At 67.2% G+C, this 22,084-nt stretch carries 27 protein-coding genes; 16 read left to right on the plus strand and 11 right to left on the minus strand.

The window, feature by feature from the left end; translation table 11 throughout:
* The first annotated feature begins 161 nt into the window (after positions 1–161).
* On the plus strand, positions 162–815 hold the full coding sequence (locus DBO85_RS10185; protein ID WP_108107151.1) for a hypothetical protein: 654 nt from the start codon (positions 162–164) through the stop codon (positions 813–815).
* Here the strand turns inward: DBO85_RS10185 and DBO85_RS10190 are convergent.
* The 8 genes from DBO85_RS10190 to moaC all read right to left on the minus strand — a co-directional run bounded on the left by DBO85_RS10190 (position 790) and on the right by moaC (position 7,556).
* Positions 790–1,116, minus strand: a complete 327-nt coding sequence (locus DBO85_RS10190; RefSeq protein ID WP_407681461.1) for a hypothetical protein — start codon at positions 1,114–1,116, stop codon at positions 790–792. The two genes, DBO85_RS10185 and DBO85_RS10190, sit on opposite strands and share 26 nt — an antisense overlap.
* 426 nt (positions 1,117–1,542) lie before the next feature.
* Positions 1,543–2,607 carry a PA0069 family radical SAM protein gene (locus tag DBO85_RS10195; protein ID WP_108107152.1) on the minus strand — a complete coding sequence of 355 codons (1,065 nt, stop codon included), beginning with the start codon at positions 2,605–2,607 and terminating at the stop codon, positions 1,543–1,545.
* 67 nt (positions 2,608–2,674) lie between these two features.
* Positions 2,675–3,175: a ubiquinone anaerobic biosynthesis accessory factor UbiT gene (ubiT, locus tag DBO85_RS10200; protein WP_233356591.1), complete on the minus strand. Its 501-nt coding sequence runs from the start codon at positions 3,173–3,175 to the stop codon at positions 2,675–2,677.
* Positions 3,169–4,059, minus strand: a complete 891-nt coding sequence (locus DBO85_RS10205; RefSeq protein ID WP_108107308.1) for a U32 family peptidase — start codon at positions 4,057–4,059, stop codon at positions 3,169–3,171. The genes ubiT and DBO85_RS10205 overlap by 7 nt, the downstream gene beginning before the upstream one ends.
* 10 nt (positions 4,060–4,069) lie before the next feature.
* Positions 4,070–5,065, minus strand: a complete 996-nt coding sequence (gene ubiU / locus DBO85_RS10210; RefSeq protein WP_108107153.1) for a ubiquinone anaerobic biosynthesis protein UbiU — start codon at positions 5,063–5,065, stop codon at positions 4,070–4,072.
* A 123-nt stretch (positions 5,066–5,188) separates the two neighbouring features.
* Complete coding sequence (locus tag DBO85_RS10215) at positions 5,189–6,427, minus strand: molybdopterin molybdotransferase MoeA (protein WP_108107154.1); 1,239 nt, start codon at positions 6,425–6,427, stop codon at positions 5,189–5,191.
* A complete protein-coding gene (gene moaB / locus DBO85_RS10220) occupies positions 6,424–6,978 on the minus strand; it encodes a molybdenum cofactor biosynthesis protein B (protein ID WP_108107155.1) in 555 nt (184 codons plus the stop codon). Before moaB ends, DBO85_RS10215 begins: the two co-directional genes overlap by 4 nt.
* A 107-nt stretch (positions 6,979–7,085) precedes the next feature.
* The gene (gene moaC, locus DBO85_RS10225) at positions 7,086–7,556 is read right to left on the minus strand and encodes a cyclic pyranopterin monophosphate synthase MoaC (protein ID WP_108107310.1); all 471 of its coding nucleotides are present in this window, start codon (positions 7,554–7,556) and stop codon (positions 7,086–7,088) included.
* A 177-nt stretch (positions 7,557–7,733) separates the two neighbouring features.
* On the opposite strand from moaC, the gene nirJ reads away from it, so the two are divergent.
* The 7 genes from nirJ (at position 7,734) to DBO85_RS10255 (ending at position 13,364) form a co-directional block, all read left to right on the plus strand.
* The gene (gene nirJ, locus DBO85_RS10230) at positions 7,734–8,912 is read left to right on the plus strand and encodes a heme d1 biosynthesis radical SAM protein NirJ (protein WP_108107156.1); all 1,179 of its coding nucleotides are present in this window, start codon (positions 7,734–7,736) and stop codon (positions 8,910–8,912) included.
* Positions 8,913–8,973: 61 nt separating this feature from the next.
* Positions 8,974–9,810 carry a uroporphyrinogen-III C-methyltransferase gene (gene cobA, locus DBO85_RS10235; protein ID WP_108107157.1) on the plus strand — a complete coding sequence of 279 codons (837 nt, stop codon included), beginning with the start codon at positions 8,974–8,976 and terminating at the stop codon, positions 9,808–9,810.
* Positions 9,801–11,351 carry a nitrite reductase gene (locus tag DBO85_RS10240; RefSeq protein WP_108107158.1) on the plus strand — a complete coding sequence of 517 codons (1,551 nt, stop codon included), beginning with the start codon at positions 9,801–9,803 and terminating at the stop codon, positions 11,349–11,351. Before cobA ends, DBO85_RS10240 begins: the two co-directional genes overlap by 10 nt.
* A gap of 106 nt (positions 11,352–11,457) precedes the next feature.
* Positions 11,458–12,450 carry an alpha/beta hydrolase gene (locus tag DBO85_RS10245; protein WP_108107159.1) on the plus strand — a complete coding sequence of 331 codons (993 nt, stop codon included), beginning with the start codon at positions 11,458–11,460 and terminating at the stop codon, positions 12,448–12,450.
* The gene (locus tag DBO85_RS10250) at positions 12,447–12,659 is read left to right on the plus strand and encodes a DUF4177 domain-containing protein (RefSeq protein ID WP_108107160.1); all 213 of its coding nucleotides are present in this window, start codon (positions 12,447–12,449) and stop codon (positions 12,657–12,659) included. Before DBO85_RS10245 ends, DBO85_RS10250 begins: the two co-directional genes overlap by 4 nt.
* Positions 12,656–12,787: a hypothetical protein gene (locus DBO85_RS19525; protein WP_267895612.1), complete on the plus strand. Its 132-nt coding sequence runs from the start codon at positions 12,656–12,658 to the stop codon at positions 12,785–12,787. Before DBO85_RS10250 ends, DBO85_RS19525 begins: the two co-directional genes overlap by 4 nt.
* A gap of 73 nt (positions 12,788–12,860) precedes the next feature.
* Positions 12,861–13,364, plus strand: coding sequence for a DUF3617 domain-containing protein (locus tag DBO85_RS10255; protein ID WP_108107161.1), 504 nt, complete (start codon positions 12,861–12,863; stop codon positions 13,362–13,364).
* Positions 13,365–13,497: 133 nt separating this feature from the next.
* On the opposite strand, the gene DBO85_RS19695 is transcribed toward DBO85_RS10255, so the two are convergent.
* Both DBO85_RS19695 and folE2 read right to left on the minus strand, forming a co-directional pair.
* On the minus strand, positions 13,498–13,674 hold the full coding sequence (locus DBO85_RS19695; protein ID WP_108107162.1) for an ATP-binding cassette domain-containing protein: 177 nt from the start codon (positions 13,672–13,674) through the stop codon (positions 13,498–13,500).
* Positions 13,675–13,715: 41 nt separating this feature from the next.
* Complete coding sequence (folE2, locus tag DBO85_RS10265; RefSeq protein WP_108107163.1) at positions 13,716–14,612, minus strand: GTP cyclohydrolase FolE2; 897 nt, start codon at positions 14,610–14,612, stop codon at positions 13,716–13,718.
* A gap of 82 nt (positions 14,613–14,694) precedes the next feature.
* On the opposite strand from folE2, the gene dksA reads away from it, so the two are divergent.
* From dksA to DBO85_RS10280, 3 genes are read left to right on the plus strand one after another with little or no spacing between them, the layout of a single operon-like run.
* Positions 14,695–15,099: an RNA polymerase-binding protein DksA gene (dksA, locus tag DBO85_RS10270; protein ID WP_108107311.1), complete on the plus strand. Its 405-nt coding sequence runs from the start codon at positions 14,695–14,697 to the stop codon at positions 15,097–15,099.
* A gap of 10 nt (positions 15,100–15,109) precedes the next feature.
* Positions 15,110–16,321, plus strand: a complete 1,212-nt coding sequence (gene zigA, locus DBO85_RS10275; RefSeq protein ID WP_108107164.1) for a zinc metallochaperone GTPase ZigA — start codon at positions 15,110–15,112, stop codon at positions 16,319–16,321.
* The gene (locus DBO85_RS10280; protein ID WP_108107165.1) at positions 16,321–16,962 is read left to right on the plus strand and encodes a DUF1826 domain-containing protein; all 642 of its coding nucleotides are present in this window, start codon (positions 16,321–16,323) and stop codon (positions 16,960–16,962) included. Before zigA ends, DBO85_RS10280 begins: the two co-directional genes overlap by 1 nt.
* 161 nt (positions 16,963–17,123) lie before the next feature.
* Here the strand turns inward: DBO85_RS10280 and DBO85_RS10285 are convergent, their stop codons facing one another.
* Positions 17,124–17,477, minus strand: a complete 354-nt coding sequence (locus DBO85_RS10285; protein ID WP_108107166.1) for an NADH:ubiquinone oxidoreductase — start codon at positions 17,475–17,477, stop codon at positions 17,124–17,126.
* Between the two features lie 120 nt (positions 17,478–17,597).
* Between DBO85_RS10285 and DBO85_RS10290 the strand changes: the two genes are divergently transcribed.
* From DBO85_RS10290 to DBO85_RS10310, 5 genes are all read left to right on the plus strand, one after another.
* The gene (locus DBO85_RS10290) at positions 17,598–18,569 is read left to right on the plus strand and encodes a CobW family GTP-binding protein (RefSeq protein ID WP_108107312.1); all 972 of its coding nucleotides are present in this window, start codon (positions 17,598–17,600) and stop codon (positions 18,567–18,569) included.
* 80 nt (positions 18,570–18,649) lie between these two features.
* Positions 18,650–19,951: a serine hydrolase domain-containing protein gene (locus DBO85_RS10295; RefSeq protein WP_108107167.1), complete on the plus strand. Its 1,302-nt coding sequence runs from the start codon at positions 18,650–18,652 to the stop codon at positions 19,949–19,951.
* A 64-nt stretch (positions 19,952–20,015) separates the two neighbouring features.
* Positions 20,016–20,900, plus strand: coding sequence for an alpha/beta fold hydrolase (locus DBO85_RS10300; protein ID WP_108107168.1), 885 nt, complete (start codon positions 20,016–20,018; stop codon positions 20,898–20,900).
* A complete protein-coding gene (locus DBO85_RS10305) occupies positions 20,897–21,265 on the plus strand; it encodes a DUF7079 family protein (protein WP_108107169.1) in 369 nt (122 codons plus the stop codon). The genes DBO85_RS10300 and DBO85_RS10305 overlap by 4 nt, the downstream gene beginning before the upstream one ends.
* A gap of 340 nt (positions 21,266–21,605) precedes the next feature.
* The gene (locus DBO85_RS10310) at positions 21,606–21,956 is read left to right on the plus strand and encodes a hypothetical protein (RefSeq protein WP_108107170.1); all 351 of its coding nucleotides are present in this window, start codon (positions 21,606–21,608) and stop codon (positions 21,954–21,956) included.
* Positions 21,957–22,084 lie beyond the last annotated feature (128 nt).

A 22,084-nucleotide genomic window follows, 5' to 3' on the forward strand; every position in this document is an offset into this window, starting at 1 on the left:
GTCAACCTAGCAATTCACTCGGAATAATGATTTTCCAAGCGACCTGCCTCTACTTGTTATAGCCAGCCTCGATAAAAGCGTGGGGATTATTCCCAACCCGTCTTGGCGACCCTGCTCCAGCGACTAAGGTGTTCTCCTGTCCGCAGCATCGGAAATTCGCCATGAATACGCCCGCGCTCAGAGCGCTGATCCAGCAGGCGCAGTCACGCATTGGCGCCCGGGAGCAACTGACGCAACATATCGAACAGCGACGAACCCAGCTGCACCGCAGCATACGGCTCGATGAGGGTGACGCCGACCGCTTGCTCGGCGGTTTCGTCAGCGCCTATGTGGAACAGGTGCCGGAGCTGCTCGAGGCGGCCGACGAGGTGGCGCGCGAGGCTGGAATCGAGGCGCGACTCAAGCCGGTACTGCGTCTGGCCCAGGGTTTCTTTCTGACCCAGAACGGTGACGCGGTCGCTGACGACCTGATCGGCCTGCTCGACGAGTCCTATCTGGCCCACCGCCTGATCGAGGAGATCAATGATCGCTACATCACCTACCTGGGCCAGCCACTGATTCCACTGGACACCACCCTGGCCAACCTCATCGCCCATCAGCTGATCGGCGAAGAGTGCGCCAACCGCCTGGATGCCCAGGTCGAGGACATCGTTGCCGGTCTGCTGGATGAACAGGCCTTCAGCGAACCATCGGTGCGCGAGTATCGCGAGCGCCTGTCCAATCCGCGCACCCTGGCCGCCTGGAAGCGCTGGCCGTGCCTGTCACGCCAGCTCGGCGTGGATCTGCAGCTCAATGCCCAGACGATTCCGGGCTGACCGCGGCGGCAGCCTCGCCCGCCGGCGCCGCCCGCAACTTTTCGTTCTTGCGCAGGCCGCGCAGATTCATGCCGGCGAGACAGAACTGCAGCAGCACCAGTGCCCAGGCCTCCCGGGGCCAGCCCCAGAGGACCCAGAGCAGGTTGCTCAGCAGAAAGCAGACGAAGCCGATCATCCGCCGTCGCGGCTTGAGTGAACCGATCAGCCAGGCGGCCAGCACGGTGGTGACCATCGCCGGCCACTGCAACAGATCGATCAGATCCAAATGCCCCTCCCACTGCCGGTAACCGAACAGAGCCATGGGCAGCCGACGAGATGGATAGTTCCGCCTTCCAGGCCGTTCTATGGTTCCGACAGCAAGGCTCGAAAGCGGCAGCGAGTCGCCCGACACATCCCTCACCCGCCTTCGGCACCCGCTCCCGGCGGGAGAGGGAAAAGCGTGCATGCCTGAAGCTCTGCCAACGCCTACACCGCGCCATCGCCCCACAGCTGTCCTTCTCCCTGCGGGAGAAGGTGGCGCACCGCGCCGGATGAGGGTTGGCTGGTGCTGCAGGGAACTCGGCGCGGCCTGATCCGGCAGCCGCAGCGAGTCGCCTGACACATCCCTCTCCCGGAGGTAGTGGGAAAAGCCGTACATGCTTGAAGCTTTGCATGACAACCACACCCGCCGTCGCCCCACAGCTGTCCGTCTCCCTCCGGGAAACGCACAACTGTGGCCAGAAAAGCCCTAGATCAGGCTCAGTTGCTGCCCCGGCGGGGCGAACAGGCTGCAGTCCAGACCGTCGTCCTCGAAGCGCCGGGCAAAGCCAAGACGCCGCGCCGCCAGGGAGAAACGCTGGGCCAGCAGATCGGCGAAATGCCCCTCGCCACGCATGCGCTTGCCGAAGCGACTGTCGTTGGCCTTGCCGCCGCGGCACTGGCGGATCAGGCTCATCACGTGCTCGGCGCGCGCCGGGAAGTGCTGCGCCAGCCACGCCTCGAACAGCTCGGCGATTTCCAGCGGTAGGCGCAGCAGAACGTAACCAGCGGACTCGGCGCCGGCCCCGCGCGCCGCCTCGAGCATGCGCTCCAGCTCCATGTCGTTGATCGCCGGGATCATCGGCGCGCAGAGCACGTCCACCGGCACACCCGCCTCGTGCAGCACACGCATGGCGCGCAGGCGCGCCACGGGCGAGGCGGCGCGCGGCTCCATCACTCGCTTGAGCTCGTCATCCAGGGTGGTCAGGCTGAAGGCGATCCGCACCAGGCGTTGCTGCGCCAGCGGCACCAGCAGGTCGAGATCACGCAGGATCAGGCTGCTCTTGGTGATGATGTGCACAGGGTGGCGATAGCGCAGCAGTATTTCCAGCGCCCTGCGCGTCAGCCGCTGTTCGCGCTCGATCGGCTGGTAGGCGTCGGTGTTGATGCCCAGCGCGATCGGTTGCGGAACGTAGCCCGGCTTGCTCAGCTCGACCTCGAGGCGGTCGGCCAGATTGCTCTTGGCGATCAATCGGGTTTCGAAGTCGATGCCCGGCGACATGTCCCAGTAGGCGTGGCTCGGTCGGGCGAAGCAGTAGATGCAGCCGTGCTCGCAGCCGCGATAGGGATTCACCGAACGGTCGAAGCCGACGTCCGGCGACTGGTTGCGGGTGATGATCGTGCGCGCCTGCTCGCTGCGCACCTCGGTGGCACGCGTGGGCGGCACTTCCTGATGCCAGCCGTCGTCCTCGGCAACGCTCAGGTGCGGGGCGAAGCGATTGTGCGGGTTGCTGGCGGTGCCGCGGCCACGCACGGCCTTGGTCGGATTCGACATGAATATAGGCTCCGGCAAATACTGTTCATATATACAGTATTTGCCGGGCCAAGGCAGCGCCCTTCGATCAACTGCGGCTGACTACCGCCTCGCTCTGCGCCAGCTCCGCCAGTTTCTGCCCGGCCCCCTGCAGCAGACGCCAGAGCAGCGGCGGCAACTGGTCCGGGTCGAGGCTGTCGATCAGGTTCTTCACCGCCAGCCCCAGTTCGGTATCGCCCTCGATGACCAGACGGCGGCGGAAGAACAGCGTATCCGGGTCTTCCTGGCGGCTGGCCAACAGCAGGAACTCGCGCCAGTTGCCGCTGATGCGCACGTCGGCCTCGGCCTGGCGGGCGATGCGCAGGCGGCCATGGCTCTGGGTGAGGAACCAGCCCAGCCCCAGGTCGGGAATGCACAGCTGCAGCCAGCGCCCGTCGAGTATGTCGAAAGCGCCGTCGGCCAGGGGCTCGGCGAACAGACGGTTGAGACTGGCTTCCAGGCTCAACCGCTGCATGGCGAAAGGCAGGTGGGCAAGCAGCGGCAGCAGGCGGTCACCGGCGCCGAACAGCAGGGCAGTGGGCTTCAGCACAGTCCGGCCTCCTCGGCCCGCAGCATGCCGGGGCGGCCATGCCAGTAGCCGTTGCAGCCATCCACCGCCAGCGGCGGCAGGCCGCCCTTGCGCACGGCATCGAAGGCCGCGATCACCTCGTCCATGCCCTGTGCCCGCGGGCTCAGGCGCAGGATGTCGGCGCCGCTGGCGGCCAGCTGGTCATAGTCGGCGAGCAGGTTGCTGACGCTGGCGGAGAGCGTCTGGATGCCGTTGAGGGTAAACAGCGCCTCGCCTTCCTGACTGTGCAGGGCGATGCCTTCGGGATAGTTCAGGCAGCAGAACTCGCAGTCGTCCTTGGGCCGGTTCTCCGCGCGCGCAGTGAAGCAGCGCGCCGAGTAGGCCAGCGGCAGATGGCCGTAGGCGAACACCTCCAGTTGCGGGCGCTGGAGGCCGAGCTCTTCAAGCTGGTTCAGCGCGCTGCGAATCAGTGCACCGGAGCACTCCACCGGCGGTACCCAGCGGTCCATGCCGCAGGTCGCCAGCTCCGCCAAGGCATGTCCGTTGTAGAGATTCAGCGCCGGTCCGGCGACGAAGGGCCGGTCGCGTTCAGCCAGGAAATGCACCGCCGCCATGTCGTTGGCCTCGACGCGAATCTCGCCGTTCTCACACAGGCGCTTGAGGCTGGACAGCTCGGAGGCCGCCTCGACCAGCGCCAGGCCGGACAGCACGATCTCGGCACCGCTGGCCTCGCGCATCTCGCGGGCCAGGCCCAGCCAGTCGTCCAGCGACAGCGCACGGCGCTTGGAGCAGACCGTCTCGCCCAGGTAGATGACGTCCAGCGGCTGGGTCGCCATCTGCGCATAGAAGTCCATCAGGGTGTTGCGATCCCAGTAGAACAGTACCGGGCCGAGGCTCAGTTGCATGGCGTTCACCTCACTGCCAGGAACGGTGGTAGGCACCCAGGGTGGTCTGGCTGCCTTCGGAAAGACCCGCCAGTGCCTGGCGCCAGTGGTTCTGCACGGCGAAGCCTGCGGGCGCGCGGCGGTAGGCATCCAGCGCCTCGCGCCAGACCCGGGTGACCTGCTCGACATAGGCCGGGCTGCGCTGGCGGCCTTCGATCTTCACCGCGCTGACGCCGATGGCGGCCAGCTCCGGGATCAGATCCAGGGTGTTCAGGCTGGTCGGTTCCTCCAGGGCATGGAAGCGCTGGCCGTTGACCATGAAGCGGCCCTTGCACAGGGTCGGATAGCCGGCTGCCTCGCCCTCGCTGTAGCGGTCGATCAGCACCCCGTTGAGGCGCGAACTCAGCCCGGCGGCGTCCTGTTCCCAGCGCACCGCCTTGGCCGGCGAACAGACGCCGCACAGATTGGGCGACTCGCCGGTGAGATAGGACGACAGATGACATCGGCCCTCGGCCATGATGCACAGGCTGCCGAAGGCAAAAACTTCGATCGGCACCGGACTCTTCGCCGCCACCTGCTTCACCTGGGCCAGCGACAGCACCCGCGGCAGCACCGCGCGACGAATGCCGTAGCGTTGCTGGTAGAAGCTCAACGCGGCGGCATTGGTCGCCGAGCCCTGCACCGACAGATGCAAATTGAGGTTCGGATGCCGGCGACTGGCGTAGGCCAGCACGCCCGGGTCGGCAGCGATCAGCGCATCGACACCGATTTCGGCGGCATGATCGACGGCGCGCTGCCAGCGCGCCCAGCCGTCCGGCTGGGCATAGGTATTGACCGCCACGTAAAGCTGCCGGCCCTGCTGGCGGATCAGCTCTATGCCGTTCTGCAGCTGCTTCTCGTCGAGGTTGAGGCCGGCGAAATGACGGGCGTTGGTGTCGTCGCGAAAACCGACGTAGATGGCGTCGGCGCCCTGGCGCAGGGCAGCCTTGAGCGCGGGCAGGCTACCTGCCGGGCAGACCAGTTGCATCGAAGCACTCCTTTGGGCCGGTCAGGCCGGCAGCTTCGGCCGCACAGTGCGGCACGGGGTTCGGCGGAGAAAGCGCAAGCCTACGCAGACGCACAGGCCCACCCCTTGACCGGCATCAAGGGGTCAGTGCAGCAGCGCCGCGAAGGGCAGGAAGTCGACCGCCGCACCGGCCTCGAAGGTACGGCCAGCCTCGACCAGCGCCAGGCCTTCGGCCCAGCTGGCCGCCAGCAGCATCGCCGAGCCCTGGCGTGGATGGATCAGCACCCTGCTGCTGCCGTCAGCGGCGGGCTCGATCCGTGCGCGCAGGTACTGCCGTCGCGGATTGGCGCGCATCCAGTCAAAACCCGCAACCAGCCGCAGCGGCCGCACCGCAACCTCGGCAACACCCTGGGCGCGCAGCAGGAACGGTCGCGCCACCACCAGCGCGGTGACCAGCGCCGCCGCAGGGTTGCCCGGCAGGCCGATCCACGGCTTGCCACCCACCTCGCCAAAGGCCAGCGGCTTGCCCGGCTGCATCGCCAGACGCCACAGATGCAGGCTGCCCAGCTCGCGGATGGCGCTCTTGAGGTGATCCTCCTCACCGACGGAGACCCCGCCGGAGGTGATCAGCAGGTCCCACTCCGAGGCCGCCAGGCTCAGCGCATCGCGGCTGGCCGCCAGCTCGTCGGCGAGCACCTCGTAGTCGTGCACCTCCAGCCCCAGGCCGCGCAGCAGCGCGCCGATGCTGTAGCGATTGGCGTTGTAGATCTGCCCCGGCGCCAGCACCTGGCCCGGCTCGCGCAGTTCGTCACCGCTACTGAGCAGGCCGACCCGCAAGCGCCGATGCACCGGCACCCGCGCCAGGCCAAGGCTGGCCAGCAGCCCGAGATCCTGCGGGCGCAGGCGCTGTCCGGCGGCCAGCACCGGCTCGCCGCGGCGCAGCTCCTCGCCGCGGCGGCGGACATGGCTGCCGGGTTCGCTGGCCGGCAGGCGCACGCTGTCTCCCAGCGCCTCGCAGACCTCCTGGGCGATGACACTGTCGGCACCCTGCGGCAACGGCGCGCCGGTGAAGATGCGCATGGCATGCCCGGCGGGCAGGCGCTGCTCGGCGCCATCGCCAGCCGCCACCCTCCCGGCCAACGGCAGCACGCCGCCCTGGGGCAGATCGGCCTGGCGCAGGGCGTAGCCGTCCATGGCGCTGTTGTCCCAGCGCGGCAGGTCGAAGGGCGCAACGATGGGCTCGGCCAGGACCCGACCGAGCGCCTGCTCGAGACCCACCGATTCGACCGCGGGCGGCGCCGGCGCCCGCTGCAGCAGCTCGGCAATCGCCTCGTCCACCGGCAGCAGGCGGTCACTCGGGGTGCCGCAATCGCAGCCCTTCATGCCCGGCTCCCGCACGCCTGCACGGCGCGCTCGGGCAGCCGCTTGAGATGCGCCACGAAGTTGCAGGGACGGGTTCGGCTGTCCAGCTGCGGCCGCAACAGATGCACCCAGCCGGTACGACAGGCGCCGGGTGAGCCGGGCAGACAGCAGACCAGGGTGGCGTTGGCCAGCCCGGCCAGGGCGCGCGACTGCATCATCGCCGTGCCGATCTCGCCCAGCGAGACCTGGCGGAACAGCTCGCCGAAGCCTTCGACCTGCTTGTCCAGCAGGGGCGCGACCGCCTGCGGCGTGTTGTCCCGCGCGGTGAAGCCGGTACCGCCGGTGAGGATCACCACCTGTACCAACGGGTCGGCGATCCACTGCGAGAGGCGCGCGCGAATCTGGTAGATGTCGTCAGTGACGATCGCTCGCTCCACCAGCGCATGACCATCGGCCTCGAGCAGCTCGATCAGGGTCTGGCCGGAGGTATCGGTAGCCAGGGTGCGGGTGTCGCTGACCGTGAGTACGGCGATGCGCAGGGATTGGAAGGCCTGCTCGGCAAGATGGCCCATGGGCGCTCCTCAGGGAAAGTGTTGCCGCGAGCCTGCGGCGCGGGCCGCTGTGGCGCCATTCCCCGGTGGAGGTACCCCCGCCCGGGCGGCAGGCCGCGACGACTCGATCAGCCCGCGGCGTGCCAGGCGCCGCTCTTGCCGCCGTGCTTCTCAAGCAGGCGCAGCTGCTCGATGCACATGCCCGGATCGACAGCCTTGCACATGTCGTAGAGCGTCAGCGCGGCGACGCTGGCCGCGGTCAGCGCCTCCATTTCCACGCCTGTCTGCCCCGCCAGCCGGCAGCGCGCGCGGATGCGTACCGCGTCCGGCTCCTCGGCGAACAGCGCCACGCTGACCTGGCTCAGCGCCAGCGGATGACACAGCGGGATCAGCTCGGCGGTGCGCTTGGCTGCCTGAATGCCGGCAATCCGCGCCACGGCGAAGACGTCGCCCTTGGCGTGCCCGCCCTGCTGGATCAGCTGCAGCGTCTGCGGCTGCATGCGCACTCGCGCCTCGGCCAGCGCTTCACGCTGCGCAAGCGGCTTGTCGCCGACATCGACCATGTGCGCATGGCCGGCGGAATCCAGATGAGTCAGCACGAAAGCCTCCAGGATCAAGCGAAATAGTGCTGCAGCCTGATCCTTGGCGAGCGAGCGCACCACTCTCCTTGGAGGTATGTCGCGGCGGCCGATTTGCTTGCGTTCGATCAAGGAGCCCGCATCCGCCGTGGGGGATTCTCGGTCCTGAGAATGCGCGCTGCGCAGGAGGAATCAGCCATGTTGAGGATCAGTCACTACCTGCGCAGCCTGGCGGGCGAAAGCCCGCCGCCGCGCAGCGCCAAACCTGGCAGCACGCGCCCGCCGGTGGTGATCTGGAACCTGCTGCGGCGCTGCAACCTGACCTGCCGGCACTGCTACGCCACCTCGGCCGACAGCGAGTTCCGCGACGAGCTGGACACCGCCGAAGCGCTCAAGGTGATCGACGACCTGCATGCCGCCGGCGTGCGCGTGCTGATCCTCTCCGGTGGCGAGCCGCTGCTGCGCGAGGACATCTTCGAGCTTTCCGATTACGCCCGCGACAAGGGCTTCTATGTCGCCCTGTCGAGCAACGGCACCCTGATCGACGAACAGAACATCGCGCGCATCGCCGCCGCCCGCTACGACTACGTCGGTATCAGCATCGACGGCCTGGAAGAGGTGCATGACCACTGGCGCCGACTCAAGGGCAGCTTCGCCGCGTCCATGCACGCCATCGACCTGTGCCGCGCGCGTAACATCCGCGTCGGCCTGCGCACCACCCTGACCCAGTACAACCACACCCAACTGCCGGCTCTGCTCGAACTGATGCGCACGCATGACGTGCAGAAGTTCTACCTCTCGCACCTCAACTACAGCGGTCGTGGCAAGCGCAGCCGCAAGGCCGACGCCCATGCGCAGATGACCCGCGACGCCATGTGGCTGATCTTCGAGCGCGCCTGGCAGGACATCCAGGAGGGCCGCGACAGCGATTTCGTCAGCGGCAACAACGACGCCGACGCCGTCCTCCTGCTGCAGTGGGCCGAACAGCGCCTGCCGCAGCAGCGCGACCGGCTCGAGCAGCTGCTGCGCGAGTGGGGTGGCAACGCCTCCGGCGCCGGCATCGCCAACATCGACAACATCGGCGACGTGCACCCGGACACCTACTGGTGGCAGCACTGCGTCGGCAACGTCCGCCGCCAGTCCTTCCGTGACCTCTGGCTGGACCACCCCGACCCGCTGCTGCTGCGCCTGCGCCAGCACCCGCGCGCCATCGGCGGCCGCTGCGGGCAGTGCCGCTGGCTGGGCATCTGCAATGGCAACACCCGCACCCGAGCCTGGGCCGAGGGCGACCTCTGGGCCGAAGACCCCGGCTGCTACCTGACCGACGAAGAGATCGGTCTGCCGGCGCCCCTGCGCATTCCCTGCGCTGCCGTCTGACTACCGTGCCGCCAGCCCGCGCAGACGGGCGGCAGGACCTGATGAGAACCAAGGAGTCGCCATGCAACAGCCGCTCACCCTACCCGCCGCGCTGCAGTCACAGCTGCTGCCTGGTGAAGTCGCCCTGGTCGGCGCCGGTCCCGGCGATCCGAGTCTGCTTACCCTGCGCGCCTGGAGCCTGCTGCAGCAGGCCGACGCCGTGGTCTTCGATCGCCTGGTCAGCGAGCAACTGATGCAGTTGCTGCCGGGACACTGCGCGCGCCACTACGTCGGCAAGGCCAGCGGCTACCACAGCCTGCCGCAGGAGCAGATCAACCAGCTGCTGGTCGACCTGGCTCGCCAGGGTCTGCGGGTGGTACGGCTCAAGGGTGGCGACCCGTTCATCTTCGGCCGCGGCGCCGAAGAGCTGGAGTTCCTGCTGGAACACGGCATCGATTGCCAGGTGGTCCCGGGCATCACCGCCGCCGCCGGCTGCAGCGCCTATGCCGGCATCCCGCTGACCCACCGCGACCTGGCGCACTCCTGCCAGTTCATCACCGGCCACCTGCAGCGCGACGGCGCCCTCGACCTGCCCTGGGACAGCCTCGCCGATGCCGCCAAGACCCTGGTGTTCTACATGGGCCTGGCCAGCCTGGAGGAAATCTCGCGCAACCTGATCGCTGCCGGCCTGGCGCCGGATACCCCCGCGGCGCTGATCGGCCAGGGCGCCCGCGCCGACCAGCAGGTGGTGCGCGGCACCCTCGCCGAGCTGCCGCAGCTGGCGCGTGACAACCAGCTGGCCACCCCGGTGCTGACGGTGATCGGCAAGGTGGTCGGTCTGTTCGCCGAGCAGCAGATCGAATTCCCGGCGCGCCTGCGCGCGCCGCGCACGGTGTTCAAGGAGGCCTCATGCGGCTGAATCTCGCCCTTATCCTGCTGGTCGCCGCCGTGCCGGTGGCGACCTCGGTGGCACTGGAACAGGCCGTGCCCCACGCCGGGCAGCCCGCCGCGGCCGCCTCCGCAGACGCCACGGCCGAGGCGCTCTACCAGCAACACTGCCAGCGCTGCCACGGCCAGGACCGCCTCGGCGGTGCCGGCCCGGCGCTGCTGCCCGAGAGCCTGGCGCGGATCAAGCCGGAGGAAGCCCGCAGCGTCATTCGCGACGGTCGCCCGGCCAGCCAGATGGCCGCCTACAAGACGCTACTCGACGAGGCGCAGATCGCCGCGCTGAGCGACTACCTGTACCGCCCAGCAGCCGTGCCGCCGACCTGGAGCGACGCCGACATCCGCGCCAGCCACCGCCCGCTGGCCGATCTTGCCAGCCTGCCGGACACACCACAGCACGACGCCGACCCGCTCAACCTGTTCGTGGTGGTGGAAGCCGGCGACCACCACGTGACCATCCTCGACGGCGACCGCTTCGAGCCGCTGGCACGCTTTGCGTCGCATTTCGCCCTGCATGGCGGGCCGAAGTTCTCCCCCGACGGTCGTTTCGTCTACTTCGCCTCGCGCGATGGCTGGGTCAGCCAGTACGACCTGCACAACCTGCGCATGGTCGCCGAGGTGCGCGCCGGGCTGAACACGCGCAACCTGGCGGTGAGCAACGATGGCCGCTGGGTGCTGGTGGGCAACTACCTGCCGGGCAACCTGGTGCTGCTCGATGCCCGCGACCTGAGCCTGCGCCAGGTGATTCCGGCGCAGGCCGCGGATGGCACGCCGTCGCGGGTCAGCGCGGTCTACACCGCGCCGCCGCGAGGCAGTTTCGTGGTCGCGCTGAAGGACGTGCGCGAAGTCTGGGAACTGTCCTACGCCGGCAGCAGCGACGACAGCCCGCCGCTCGAACCGCGGCGCATCGCTGCGCGCGATTTTCTCGACGACTTCTCCTTCACCCCCGACTACCGCCAGTTGCTGGCCACCTCGCGCCAGGCCCACGGCGGTCAGGTGATCGACCTGGACAGCGGCGAAGCGATCACCGACATCCCGCTGCCGGGCATGCCGCATCTGGGCTCGGGGATCTACTGGAAGCGCAACGGAGAGTGGGTGTTCGCCACGCCCAACGTCAGCCAGGGGCTGATCTCGGTGCTCGACCCCAAGACCTGGACACTGATCAAGGAAATTCCCACCGAGGGCCCGGGCTTCTTCATGCGCAGCCATGCCAACTCACGCTACGCCTGGACCGACGTGTTCTTCGGGCCTAACAACGACGCCGTGCACCTGATCGACAAGCAGAGCCTGAGCATCGCCAAGACCCTGCGGCCGATGCCGGGCAAGAACGCCGCCCACGTCGAGTTCAGCCGCGACGGCAAGTACCTGCTGCTCAGCGTCTGGGACCGCGACGGCGCGCTGATCGTCTACGACAGCCTGACCCTGGAAGAGGTCAAGCGCATCCCGATGAACAAGCCCTCGGGCAAGTACAACGTCGGCAACAAGATCGAGTTCGCCGAAGGCACTTCGCACTGACTCACCCATACGGGTAGACGGATTGATTTGCCCGCTGCGGACGTGGAAGCTTGATTCTGGAGTCTGCTCGCATCCCGCGTGATAGACGCTTTTCCTGGGATCGCAGATGCGCAAGATATATATCGCTCTGGCCGCCTGGCCAGTCGCCCTCGGCCTGTTCGCGGCCGCCCTGATCGGCTTCGGCGGCCCAGCCCAGCCCGCGCCACTGGCCAGCGTCGGCAAAGCCTTCGAGGAGGTCGACTTCAGTGACCTGCCCGCACCTCGTCAGTACCTCGCCCGAGACGGCGTTCTGCTCAGTTACGCGCTGTACCCGGCCGCACACCGCCGCGCCAGCGTCGTGCTGGTTCATGGCAGTGCCGCCGACTTCGCCAGCCTGCATCCGCTTGCCAGGCATCTGCGCGACAACGGTTACGACGTCTACAGCCTGGATGTCCGTGGCCACGGCCACTCCGGTGAAAAGGGTCGGATCGACTACATTGGCCAGCTCGAGGACGACCTGGACGACTTCCTCGCCAGCGTAAACCCCGCCGGCCCGCGTCTGCTTGGCGGCTTCTCCGCAGGTGGTGGCTTCGCACTGCGCTATGCCGGCTCCGCACGGCAGAAGAGTTTCGCCGGCTACCTGCTGCTGGCGCCCTTCGTCCACCACGAGGCGCCCAACGCGCGCCCCGACGCCGGCGGCTGGGTGAGCGTCGGACTGCCGCGCATCGCCGGGCTGGCCGGGCTGAACGCGCTGGGCATCGATCACTTCAACCACCTGCCGGTGCTGCGCTTTGCGCTCAGCGACGCTGCCAGCGGGCACGCCACGCCCTTCTACGACTACGATCTGGCGTTCAATTTCCGTGGTCCTGAACAGTACCCGCAAGGGCTGCAGAACCTCGGTCAGCCCATGGCCGTCGTCGCCGGCAATGCTGACGAAATATTCGTCAGCGACACCCTGGAAGACATATTCTCGGTCAGCCCGGTCCAGGTCCCGGTGACCTTGGTGCCCGAGCTCGACCATGTCGGGGTTACCGTCGACCCCGCCGGGCATGCGGCAGCCACTGCCGCGCTCGAGCGCCTGCTCGGGTCCGCGCAACCAATGATCGGGAGTCGCCCATGAAGCAATACAAGGTAGTGGTCTATCAGGAAGGCATGTTTGGCTCGCTGGTGCTTGGCGCCTCCAAGGTCGATCCGGTGCGCTTCAGCAATTTCCTCAACAACAACGCCAAGGAGGGCTGGCGCGTGGTGACCATGGAAAAGGACATCCGCCGCATGCTGCTGTTCTGGACCCGCGAGGCCTACATGGTGATTCTCGAGCGCGACGCGTGAGCTTCATCCTGCTGCTCGCTCTGCTGGTGATGCTGGTCGCGCCGCTGGCAGTGCTGGCCGTCTACCTGATCCGTCGCGAGTACCTCAAGGAGCGCAAGCAGCGCGAGGAAGGCTTTCTCGACGGCTGAGCGGACGGGTTCTGGGCTAACCTTGCAGCGCCGGCCTGCCGGCACCCTTCCCCTCTCACATGGAGATGAGCCCATGCTTCGTACGTCCCTGCTCCTTTGCGGCCTGCTTGCCGCGCCATTCGCCCTAGCCGGCCCGATCCGCGCCGGGCTCTGGGAGGTCGAGACGGCCAACATGCAGGTCGCCGGCCAGGACGTCCCGGCCATGCAAGAGATGCTCGCGCAGCTGAAGAACCTGCCGCCGCAGCAACGCCAGATGATGGAAGAAATGATGAAGCAGCAGGGCGTATCCCTGGGCGATTCCGGCGTGCGTGTCTGCCTCAGCCAGGCGCAGGTCGACACCCAGGAAATCCCGCTGCAGGAGTCCGGCTGCAGCCAGGAAATCACCGAACGCACCGACCAGTTGCTGAAGTTCCGCTACAGCTGCCCGGACAGCAGCGGCGAAGGCGAAGCCCGCTTCGTCAGCGACCGCGAGATGGTGACCCGCGTCAGCGGCACCGCCCAGGGCCAGCCGACCCAGGTGGAAACCCGCTCGCGCTGGATCTCCGCCGACTGCGGCGGGCTGACGCCGGCACGCTGAGCGCGGCAATCGTTGATTTCTACTTGAAGCTGGCGTGCAGAGGCTTGGCGGACAGGCCGCTGCGAGGGGCTCGGCCAGTCTGCGATGAACAGCGCAAGGGGTGAGCCGGGCTCCTTGCAGGCTCAAGCATCCCTCATCCAGCGCTTTGCGCCACCTTCTCCCGGAGGGAGAAGGACCGCTGTGGGGGCGACAGCGGTGGCGCGTGCTGGCCAGCGATAACCCGCAGCAGGCTGCTCTTGCCGCAGCCGTTGGCGCCTGCCACTGCGGTCAGGCTGCCGGCCACCAACTGCAGGCTCAGCGGTGGAACCAGGGCTCACCCCTGCGCGCCGCATTGCAGCTGCTCCAGGCGAATCACGCCGGGCTCCGCGACCAGCTGCTGCGTGCCACGGCGTCGTGGGCGTGCAGGCTTTCCGCGTGGACCACTTCCAGATTGAAACCGCTGACTCCCGGCGCCCCGGCGAAGGCTGCGTGCAGACGGCGGGCGGCATCCTCGCAGAACATCAGGTTCTGCCCATTGGCCAGGGCAAAGGCCTGCTCGTCAGCGCGCTTCACCGCCGTCTGCAGCGCGGTGCCCAGCCTCTTTTCGGCGTGGGCGATCCAGGTCGCCAGCGGCAACCGGGTCAGTTGTTCGTCAAGCTGCAGCCGCAGCGTGGCGCAACTGCGCTGGCTGTGGGGCGTGGCGAGAACGCCCCGGCTGCTGCCTAGCCAGTCGACGATAGCGGCATGATCGATCTGTTTTCCGGCGAAATCCTCGACGAACTGCGCCTGAATCAGTTGTCTGGAGAGCGCCGCCGAGCACGGACAGGTCGACGAATAACCGACCTGCAGCTGCAGTTCCACGTGAAACCCGGTGGAGTCCAGACGGCCCTGCAAACGCAGCGGATAGGCCTTCCACCCCGCCAGCGGACTGACCAGCGCCGGCTGTTTCAACAGCAGCTCGCCACTGACGGTCAGGCACGCCACCTGCGAGAGCCCTTCGTGGCTTGCGAGAAAATCGCTGAGCACTTCACGCAGGGCCGGCAGATCCAGCTCGCGGTTTTCCAGGCGCTCCAGCCCCAGATACAGCCGCGACATATGAATGCCGCGCGCGGCGCAGTCGTCCAGGCTCACGCCGGCATCGCAACGACCAGCGACCGGGCGGCCCTCGAGCAGCACCGGCAGGGCGATGCCCTGCATGCCTACCCAGTCCAGCGGCTGCTGGTGCTGGCTGCTCTGGGCTGCGATATCCGGCAGGGTCAGCGCGTTCATCGTGAATCCATGGGAAGTAATTGGATTTAAATGTTATGTTATAACAACAATTACAACCAGCCCTACCGGAGTTTTACCCGTGTTGACCGAAGCCGAACTGCTCGCCATGCCTGCAGATGCCTATATGAGCGAGCCGCAGCAGGCGTTCTTCCGCGCCTTGCTGCTCGACCAGCGCAGCGAGCTGCAGCAGCGCATCGCCGGCGAGTTCGAGCATCTGCGTGAACAGGAGCCGAGCAGCGACCCGGCCGACCTGGGCAGCGCCGAGGAGCAGCGCCAGTGGCAGCTGCGCCTGCTCGAACGCGAGAAGAAGCTGCTCGACAAGATCGACGAGGCGCTCGATCGCCTGGCCCGCGGCGAGTACGGCTGGTGTGCCGAGACCGGCGAGCCGATCGGCCTGAAACGCCTGTTGCTGCGCCCCACGGCCAGCCTGTGCATCGAGGCCAAGGAGCGCCAGGAACAGAAAGAGAAGCATCAGCGTGAAGCCTGAGGAAACCACCATGACCACCCGCAACCCCCTGCCCGTCACCGTGCTGTCGGGCTTCCTGGGCGCCGGCAAGAGCACCCTGCTCAACCACATCCTGCGCAACCGCGAGGGCCGCCGCGTCGCGGTCATCGTCAACGACATGAGCGAGATCAACATCGACGGCAGCGAGGTGCAGCGCGACGTCAGCCTCAACCGTGCCGAAGAGAAGCTGGTCGAGATGAGCAACGGCTGCATCTGCTGCACCCTGCGCGAGGATCTGCTCGGGGAGGTCGCACGTCTCGCCGAAGAGGGCCGTTTCGACTATCTGCTGATCGAGTCGACCGGCATCGCCGAGCCGCTGCCGGTAGCCGAGACCTTCACCTTCCGCGACGAGCAGGGCCGCAGCCTGTCGGACCTGGCGCGTCTGGACACCCTGGTGACGGTGGTCGACGGGGTGAACTTCCTGCGCGACTTCCACGAGGCGCAGAGCCTTGCCAGCCGTGGTGAGAGCCTGGGCGAGGACGACGAGCGCTCGATCACCGACCTGCTGATCGAACAGGTGGAGTTCGCCGACGTCATCCTGATCAGCAAGATCGACCTGATCAGCCAGACCGAACGCGAGGAGCTGGGCGAGATCCTCGCGCGCCTCAACACCCACGCCGAGATCCTGCCGATGCGCATGGGCGCGGTGGCGCTGGACAAGGTCCTAGACACCGGCCGCTTCGACTTCGAGCGCGCCGCCCAGGCGCCCGGCTGGCTCAAGGAACTGCGCGGCGAGCACATCCCGGAAAGCGAGGAGTACGGCATCGCCTCGACCGCCTACCAGGCGCGGCGCCCCTTCCACCCGCAACGCTTCTTCGCCTTCCTCGACCGCGAATGGAGCAACGGCCGCCTGCTGCGCTCCAAGGGCTACTTCTGGCTGGCCAGCAAGCATCAGGAGGCCGGCAGCTGGTCGCAGGCCGGCGGTCTGATGCGTCATGGCCCGGCCGGGCGCTGGTGGCGTTTCGTCCCGCGCGCGCAGTGGCCACAGGACGACGATAGCCTGCAGGCGATCCTGCGCAAGTGGGACGAGGCGGTCGGCGACTGTCGTCAGGAGCTGGTGTTCATCGGTCAGGCCATCGATTTCGAGCGGCTGCGCGCCGAGCTGGACGCCTGCCTGCTGGATGATCTGGAGATGGCCGCCGGGCCGGAGGCCTGGGCACGCCTGCCCGACCCGTTCGGCAGCTGGGTCGAGGAGGTGGCCTGATGCTCGCCCTGCAGCTACGTCCGACGCCACGCCAGGTGTTCGATTCAGGTCCCAGCGTGCTCGCCGAGGTGCTGCGCGACGACGTCAATCTGAGCGTCTGGCAGCGCCGGCTGCCGGCGCATCTGGAGGATTTCTGCCAACAGCTGCTGGCCAGCGGCGAGCCACTGGCGGAATCGCGGGTGATCGAGTGCGAGGACGTCTGGCGCAGTGGCCTGCAGGATCTGGCGCGCAGCTTCGCCGGGCTGGAAGGACATGCCGCCTTCATTGCCGATGTGGTCTGGCTGGTGGAGGCCTTCCGCGAGCTGCTCGACGCACAACGTGTCGGCCTGCGCCTACGGGTGCTGGACAAGGCCATGTGCCCGCGTTTTCACGTCGACCACGTACCGATACGGCTGGTCAGCACCTACGCCGGCGTGGCGAGCCAATGGCTGGAGGAAGGTGCGATGGACCGTCGCCGGCTCGGCGACCCGGCGGCGGAGCCTGGCGACGCTTCAAGGATTCATGCACTGCAGGCCGGTGACGTGGCGCTGCTCAAGGGCGAGCGCTGGCAGGGTAACGAGGGCGCCGGGCTGATCCATCGCTCACCGCAGCCGCAAGAAGGCGAGCGTCGCCTGCTGCTGACCCTGGACTGGCTGGCGTAACTGCTAGGGCGAGTAGCACCGATCGCTCGGGCGCTCGCCGTCGCCATCGGTGGATTACGCCACGTTGTGGCCAATCCACCCTACGACAGCGACGCACCCGTAGGGCGCAACAAGCGCAGCGCGTTGCGCCGCAGCGGTAGGCTAGCTGAGCGGCGTTGCGCTCAGCGCGCCATCCATACGCCCTTGCTCTGCTGCTCGCAGAACGGCTTGAGAAAGCGCGCATCGGTTTCCACGCCGTAGTAGTGGATGTCCTGGCGATAGGGCATGCCGCCGACCTGAGCGTTGCGGCAGATACCGAAGGAGTTGTCCGGGCACTGCTCGACGTAGCTGACCTCGACTTTCTGGCCCTTCAGCTGCGGCTGGCAGAAGCCGCTGCGAAACAGCTCGGCGGGGATGCTGCGGTTCTGCTGGCAGACCTTCACCTCGACCCGGTTACCTTCGGTGTGCACCACACAGGCCTCACCGAAGGCCAGGGAAGAACTGCCCAGCAACAGAACGAAGAGCCAGCCACGCATTCCCGATCACCTCCTGAAAAAGAAGCCGCGACTCTAGCATGCGGCCATCCGCACGCAATGCCGGCGCCAGGCCAGCAGCCGGCACTTTTCCCGCCCGACCGAAAGGCCCACCATAGCGCCATGCTGAGCCAGATCCCCACCCATCTCATCGGCGGCCCCCTGGGCGCCGGCAAGACCAGTCTGCTGCGCGAACTGCTGGCGCAGAAGCCGCCGGCCGAACGCTGGGCGGTGCTGATCAACGAATTCGGCCAGATCGGCCTGGACGCCGCCTTGCTGGCGACCGGCGACGACGGCATCGGTTTTGCCGAGGTCGCCGGCGGCTGCCTGTGCTGCGTCAGCGGCGCACCCTTTCAGGTTGGCTTGAGTCGTCTGCTGCGCCGGGCGCGGCCGGACCGTCTGTTCATCGAGCCCTCCGGGCTGGGCCATCCGCTCGCCCTGCTGGAGCAGCTGCAGCAGCCACCCTGGCGCGGCGTGCTGGCGGTGCAACCGCTGGTCATGCTGCTGGACGCCGCCGCCCTGGCCTGCGGCGCAGCGCTGCCGGACAGCCAGCGCGAGGCGCTGCCGCAGGCTGGGCTGATTGTGCTGAACAAGGCCGAAACGCTCGATGAACAGACCCGCCAGCGCCTGGCCGCCAGCCTGCCGCCGCGGCCTCTGCACTGGACCAGTCACGGCCGCCTGGCACTGGCCGAACTACCCGGTGTGAACTGCTCACCGGCGCCTGCGCAGGAACCGCCGGCAGCGCCGGCCAGCACCTCCTCGATGCCCGGCGTCTGGCTCGATCCGCGCGAGCCGATCTGCCAGGTTCAGGCGCAACCCGAAGGCTGGGCGATCGGCTGGCGCTGGCATCCGTCGCAGCGCTTCGATCTCCAGCGAGTCGAAGCCTGGCTGGCGGATCAGCCCTGGCGCCGGGCCAAGCTGGTGCTACATGGCGAGGTGGGTTGGCAGTCGGCCAACGCACTGGACGGCGCGGCGCTGGAATGGCGCGGCAGCGAGTGGCGGCGCGACTCGCGTCTGGAGCTGATCTTCGCCGCTGCCCAGGATACTGCAACCCTCACAGACCAGGTTCAGACCTGTCTGCTGCCCGCTGCCTGAGGTGCGCTGGCCCGCTCGGTCACTGCGACGCGGCAACGCGGCCGCTAAGCTGGCGACAGACCAATAACAGGGAAACACCCATGAAGCTTCTGCCTTGCGTCGCTCTCTTTGGCCTCTGCCTTGCTCACTCGGCTCACGCCCAACCACCGTCGCTGCCCGACCCCACCAGCGTGCGCCTGGATCGCCTGCAACTGATGCAGGGCTTTCCACCCGCGGCCGACCGGCGTGTCACTGCCGGCAGTTACATGCGCCAGTACCCGCAGGCGCGCTGGGCTTTCCACCACATGCGCGAACTGTTGCCCAGCCGCTCCATCCCGCGCGGTGCCGGCCCGGCCAGCCCGCTGCCGGCAGGCGCCGACCGCAGCGCCGAGATCGAGGCCCTGCGCTTCAACGGTGCCAGCGGCGAGCTGAGCTTCGCCGAGTACCTGAAGAACACCTACACCGACGGCGTCATCGTCTTGCTCGAGGGCAAGGTGGTCTACCAGCGTTACTTCGGCATGCCCGAGGAACAGCCGCACATCATGTGGTCGATGACCAAGTCGATGATCGGGCTGATCGCCACCCAGCTGATCCACGAGGGCAAGCTCGACGCCGAGGCATTGGTCACCGACTACCTGCCGGAGCTGGCCGACAGCGGCTGGAAGGGCGCGACCGTGCAGCAGGTACTGAACATGACCGCCGACGTCAGCTACAGCGAGGTATACGCCGACGCCGAGTCGGACGTGGTCAAGTACGCCATGGCCGCCGGCATGAGCCCGGTGCCGGCCGACTATCCCGGCGCGCGCAGCCTCTACGACTACCTGCCGAGCATCCCCGGCAAGGGCAACCACGGCCGCGAATTCCAGTACCGCACGGTGCATACCGAGGTCCTCGGCTGGATCCTGCGCCGCGTCACCGGCCAGGACAGCGCGCAGATGATCGGCGAACGCATCTGGAGCCCGCTCGGTACCGAGCACGAGGCCTATATGCTGCTCGACCCGGCCGGTACCGAGTGGGCCGGCGCCGGGATGAATGCCAGCCTGCGTGACCTGGCCCGCTTCGGCGAGATGCTGCGCAACGACGGCGCCTTCAACGGCCGCCAGATCGTCGCGCCGCAGGTGCTGGCGAGCATCCGCGAAGGGGCCGACCGCGAACTGTTCAAGGCCTCCGGGCGCATCGGCCAGGACGGTTACTCCTACCGCAACCAGTTCTGGATCAGCCACAATCGCGACGGCGCCTTCGAGCTGCTCGGCGTGCACGGCCAGATGATCCATGTGAACCCGGCCGCCGGCCTGGTGCTGGTGCGCCTGTCGTCGCACCCGGTGGCCGCGAGCGCCGCGCACTTCCCCACCACCCGCCCAGCGATGGCGGCACTCGCCGAGTTGCTGCGCACAAAGCGCTGACAGGCAGGGGAGGGGCGGCGCAGTACCGCCCCTTTCCGTCCACGCGCTATCGGAGAAAGAGTCCGTGCAACTGCAACCCTGGTCGCATTCCAGCTCCGCCGGCTTCACCCTGCGCGGCTGGCACAGCCTGCCGTCGGGCAAGCCGCTGCTGCATTTCCTGCACGGCAATGGCTTCTGCGGGCGGACCTACGAACCCTTGCTGACGCATCTGGCGCAGCACTTCGACCTCTGGCTGTGCGACATCCAGGGTCACGGCGACAGCGACCACGGCGGCCGCTTCCTCGGCTGGAACCGCAACGCGGAACTGGCGGTGGAAGCCTTCGAGGCCGGCCGCGGAACATTCGGCGAGGTACCGCGCTATGCCTGCGGGCACAGCTTTGGCGGCGTGCTGACCAGCCTGATCCTGGCCCGCGAGCCGGCACTGTTCCAGCGGGCAGTACTGCTCGACCCGGTGATCTTCACCCCGACCATGGTCGGCGTCATGGCCTTCTCCGAGGCACTCGGCCTGCACCGCCGCACCACCATGGCGAAGAAGGCCCTTGGCCGCCGCGCCAGCTGGGCCAGCCGCGAGGCAGCCTTCAAGGGCCTGCACAATCGCGGCATCTACCGAGGCTGGACCGAGCCTGCGCTGCAGGCCTTCGTCGACCACGCACTGCGCGAGTTGCCGGACGGCAGCGTCGAGCTGAAATGTCGCCCAAGTCGCGAGGCCGAGATCTTCAGCTCCTACCCGCGCCGTCTGTGGTCCTCGCTGAGCCGGGTCCGGACACCGACGCATATCCTGCACGGCGAGCACAGCTACCCCTTTGTCGCCCGCTCGGTAGCGCGCTGGTGCGCAATCAACCCACACGTCAGCGCCCGTGTGGTGCCCGGCGGCCACTGCTTCATGCAGGAAGATCCGGACGCAGCCGCGCAGCGCGCCGTCGATTTCCTGCTCGGTCCGCGTGCGTGACACGCGAAGCGCTCTGGCTGGCTCTTTCCGAGTTGTGGCTGGACACCGAGCTGCAACCCTTCCAGCACGCGCACATTGCAAAGGTGATGCGCGCCAGCGGCCTGCCACTGGATGAGCTCGAGGCAACCCTGCTCTACGAAGTCGCCCCCGTCGTCTGGCAGAACACCCATAGCGTGGCCGGCGTCTGGACCGGCTTCGACCCTGACTGGCTGACCGACGCTTGCCGACGCAACCAGCAGAAACGCGAGAAACGCGGGTATCGGCTGCGCTGCCGGCTCTGCAGGCGCGTCATGCTCGGGCCGGTACGCCAGGATTGGCAGAAGGTGATGGAGTTGCTGGCTGAAGAGCCCGCAGCGCCGCCATGACGCCTCTCACCAGATAGCCGCTCAGGTATCTCCGTACGCTGGACGGCCGCAGAATGAATCGGTAGGTTTCCTGAGTCGTCGACAGCGCATCTGCGAGAAAGCTGCCGCTGCTCGGCGCACAGCTTTCCTACTCGGTCAGCCGCTCGGCTGAACCCGGTAGCCAGACAGGATGGCGTTGAAGCGATGGAATGCTTATCTGTTTTTCACCCAGTAATCAAAAGCCTCGCCAAGTCCGAACTCAGGGATATTGGGGCATCCCCCAGTTCCTTCGTTGTCGCTGGAACCGCTCGGCCTGCAACCGCCATCCCGACGACTTGACCAACCGATACAGGAACAAGCAATGAAGAAAATAGCGCTGATCGGCTTCTCCGTATTCGTACTTTCTGGCATGGCGCAAGCCGCCTGTAAAAGCGAGCTCTATGGCCACTGGTCACTGACCCATACCTCCGAATCCCTGGACAGCGGGTTGGTCCCGGCTGAAGCACCCATGACCTGGGCCTTCTCAAAAGATGGCAAGGCAACACTCAATATGCCTCCCTTCCTTAACGCCACCAGCAACTTCGAGTGCTCCGGCGGCGCGGTAATAGTCAAGAAGACGGTTCCCACCACCTTGAGCATTGTCCGCCTGGCAAACAGCAAGCTGGTATGGAAAGAGAACGGTTCCAGCACCTACTTCTATTTTTCCAAATAGAACGCTCGGGAAAAGTAGATTATTTTGCCGCCCCTCATAGTGGTAACAAATGATCCCACGCCGGGAAATAAGCCACGACTTATAATAAATATAAACAAAAGCCCAACACAACCAACAAAAAGGGAAAC

The sequence above is a fragment of the Pseudomonas mangrovi genome, assembly GCF_003052585.1.
Lineage (GTDB): Bacteria > Pseudomonadota > Gammaproteobacteria > Pseudomonadales > Pseudomonadaceae > Aquipseudomonas > Aquipseudomonas mangrovi.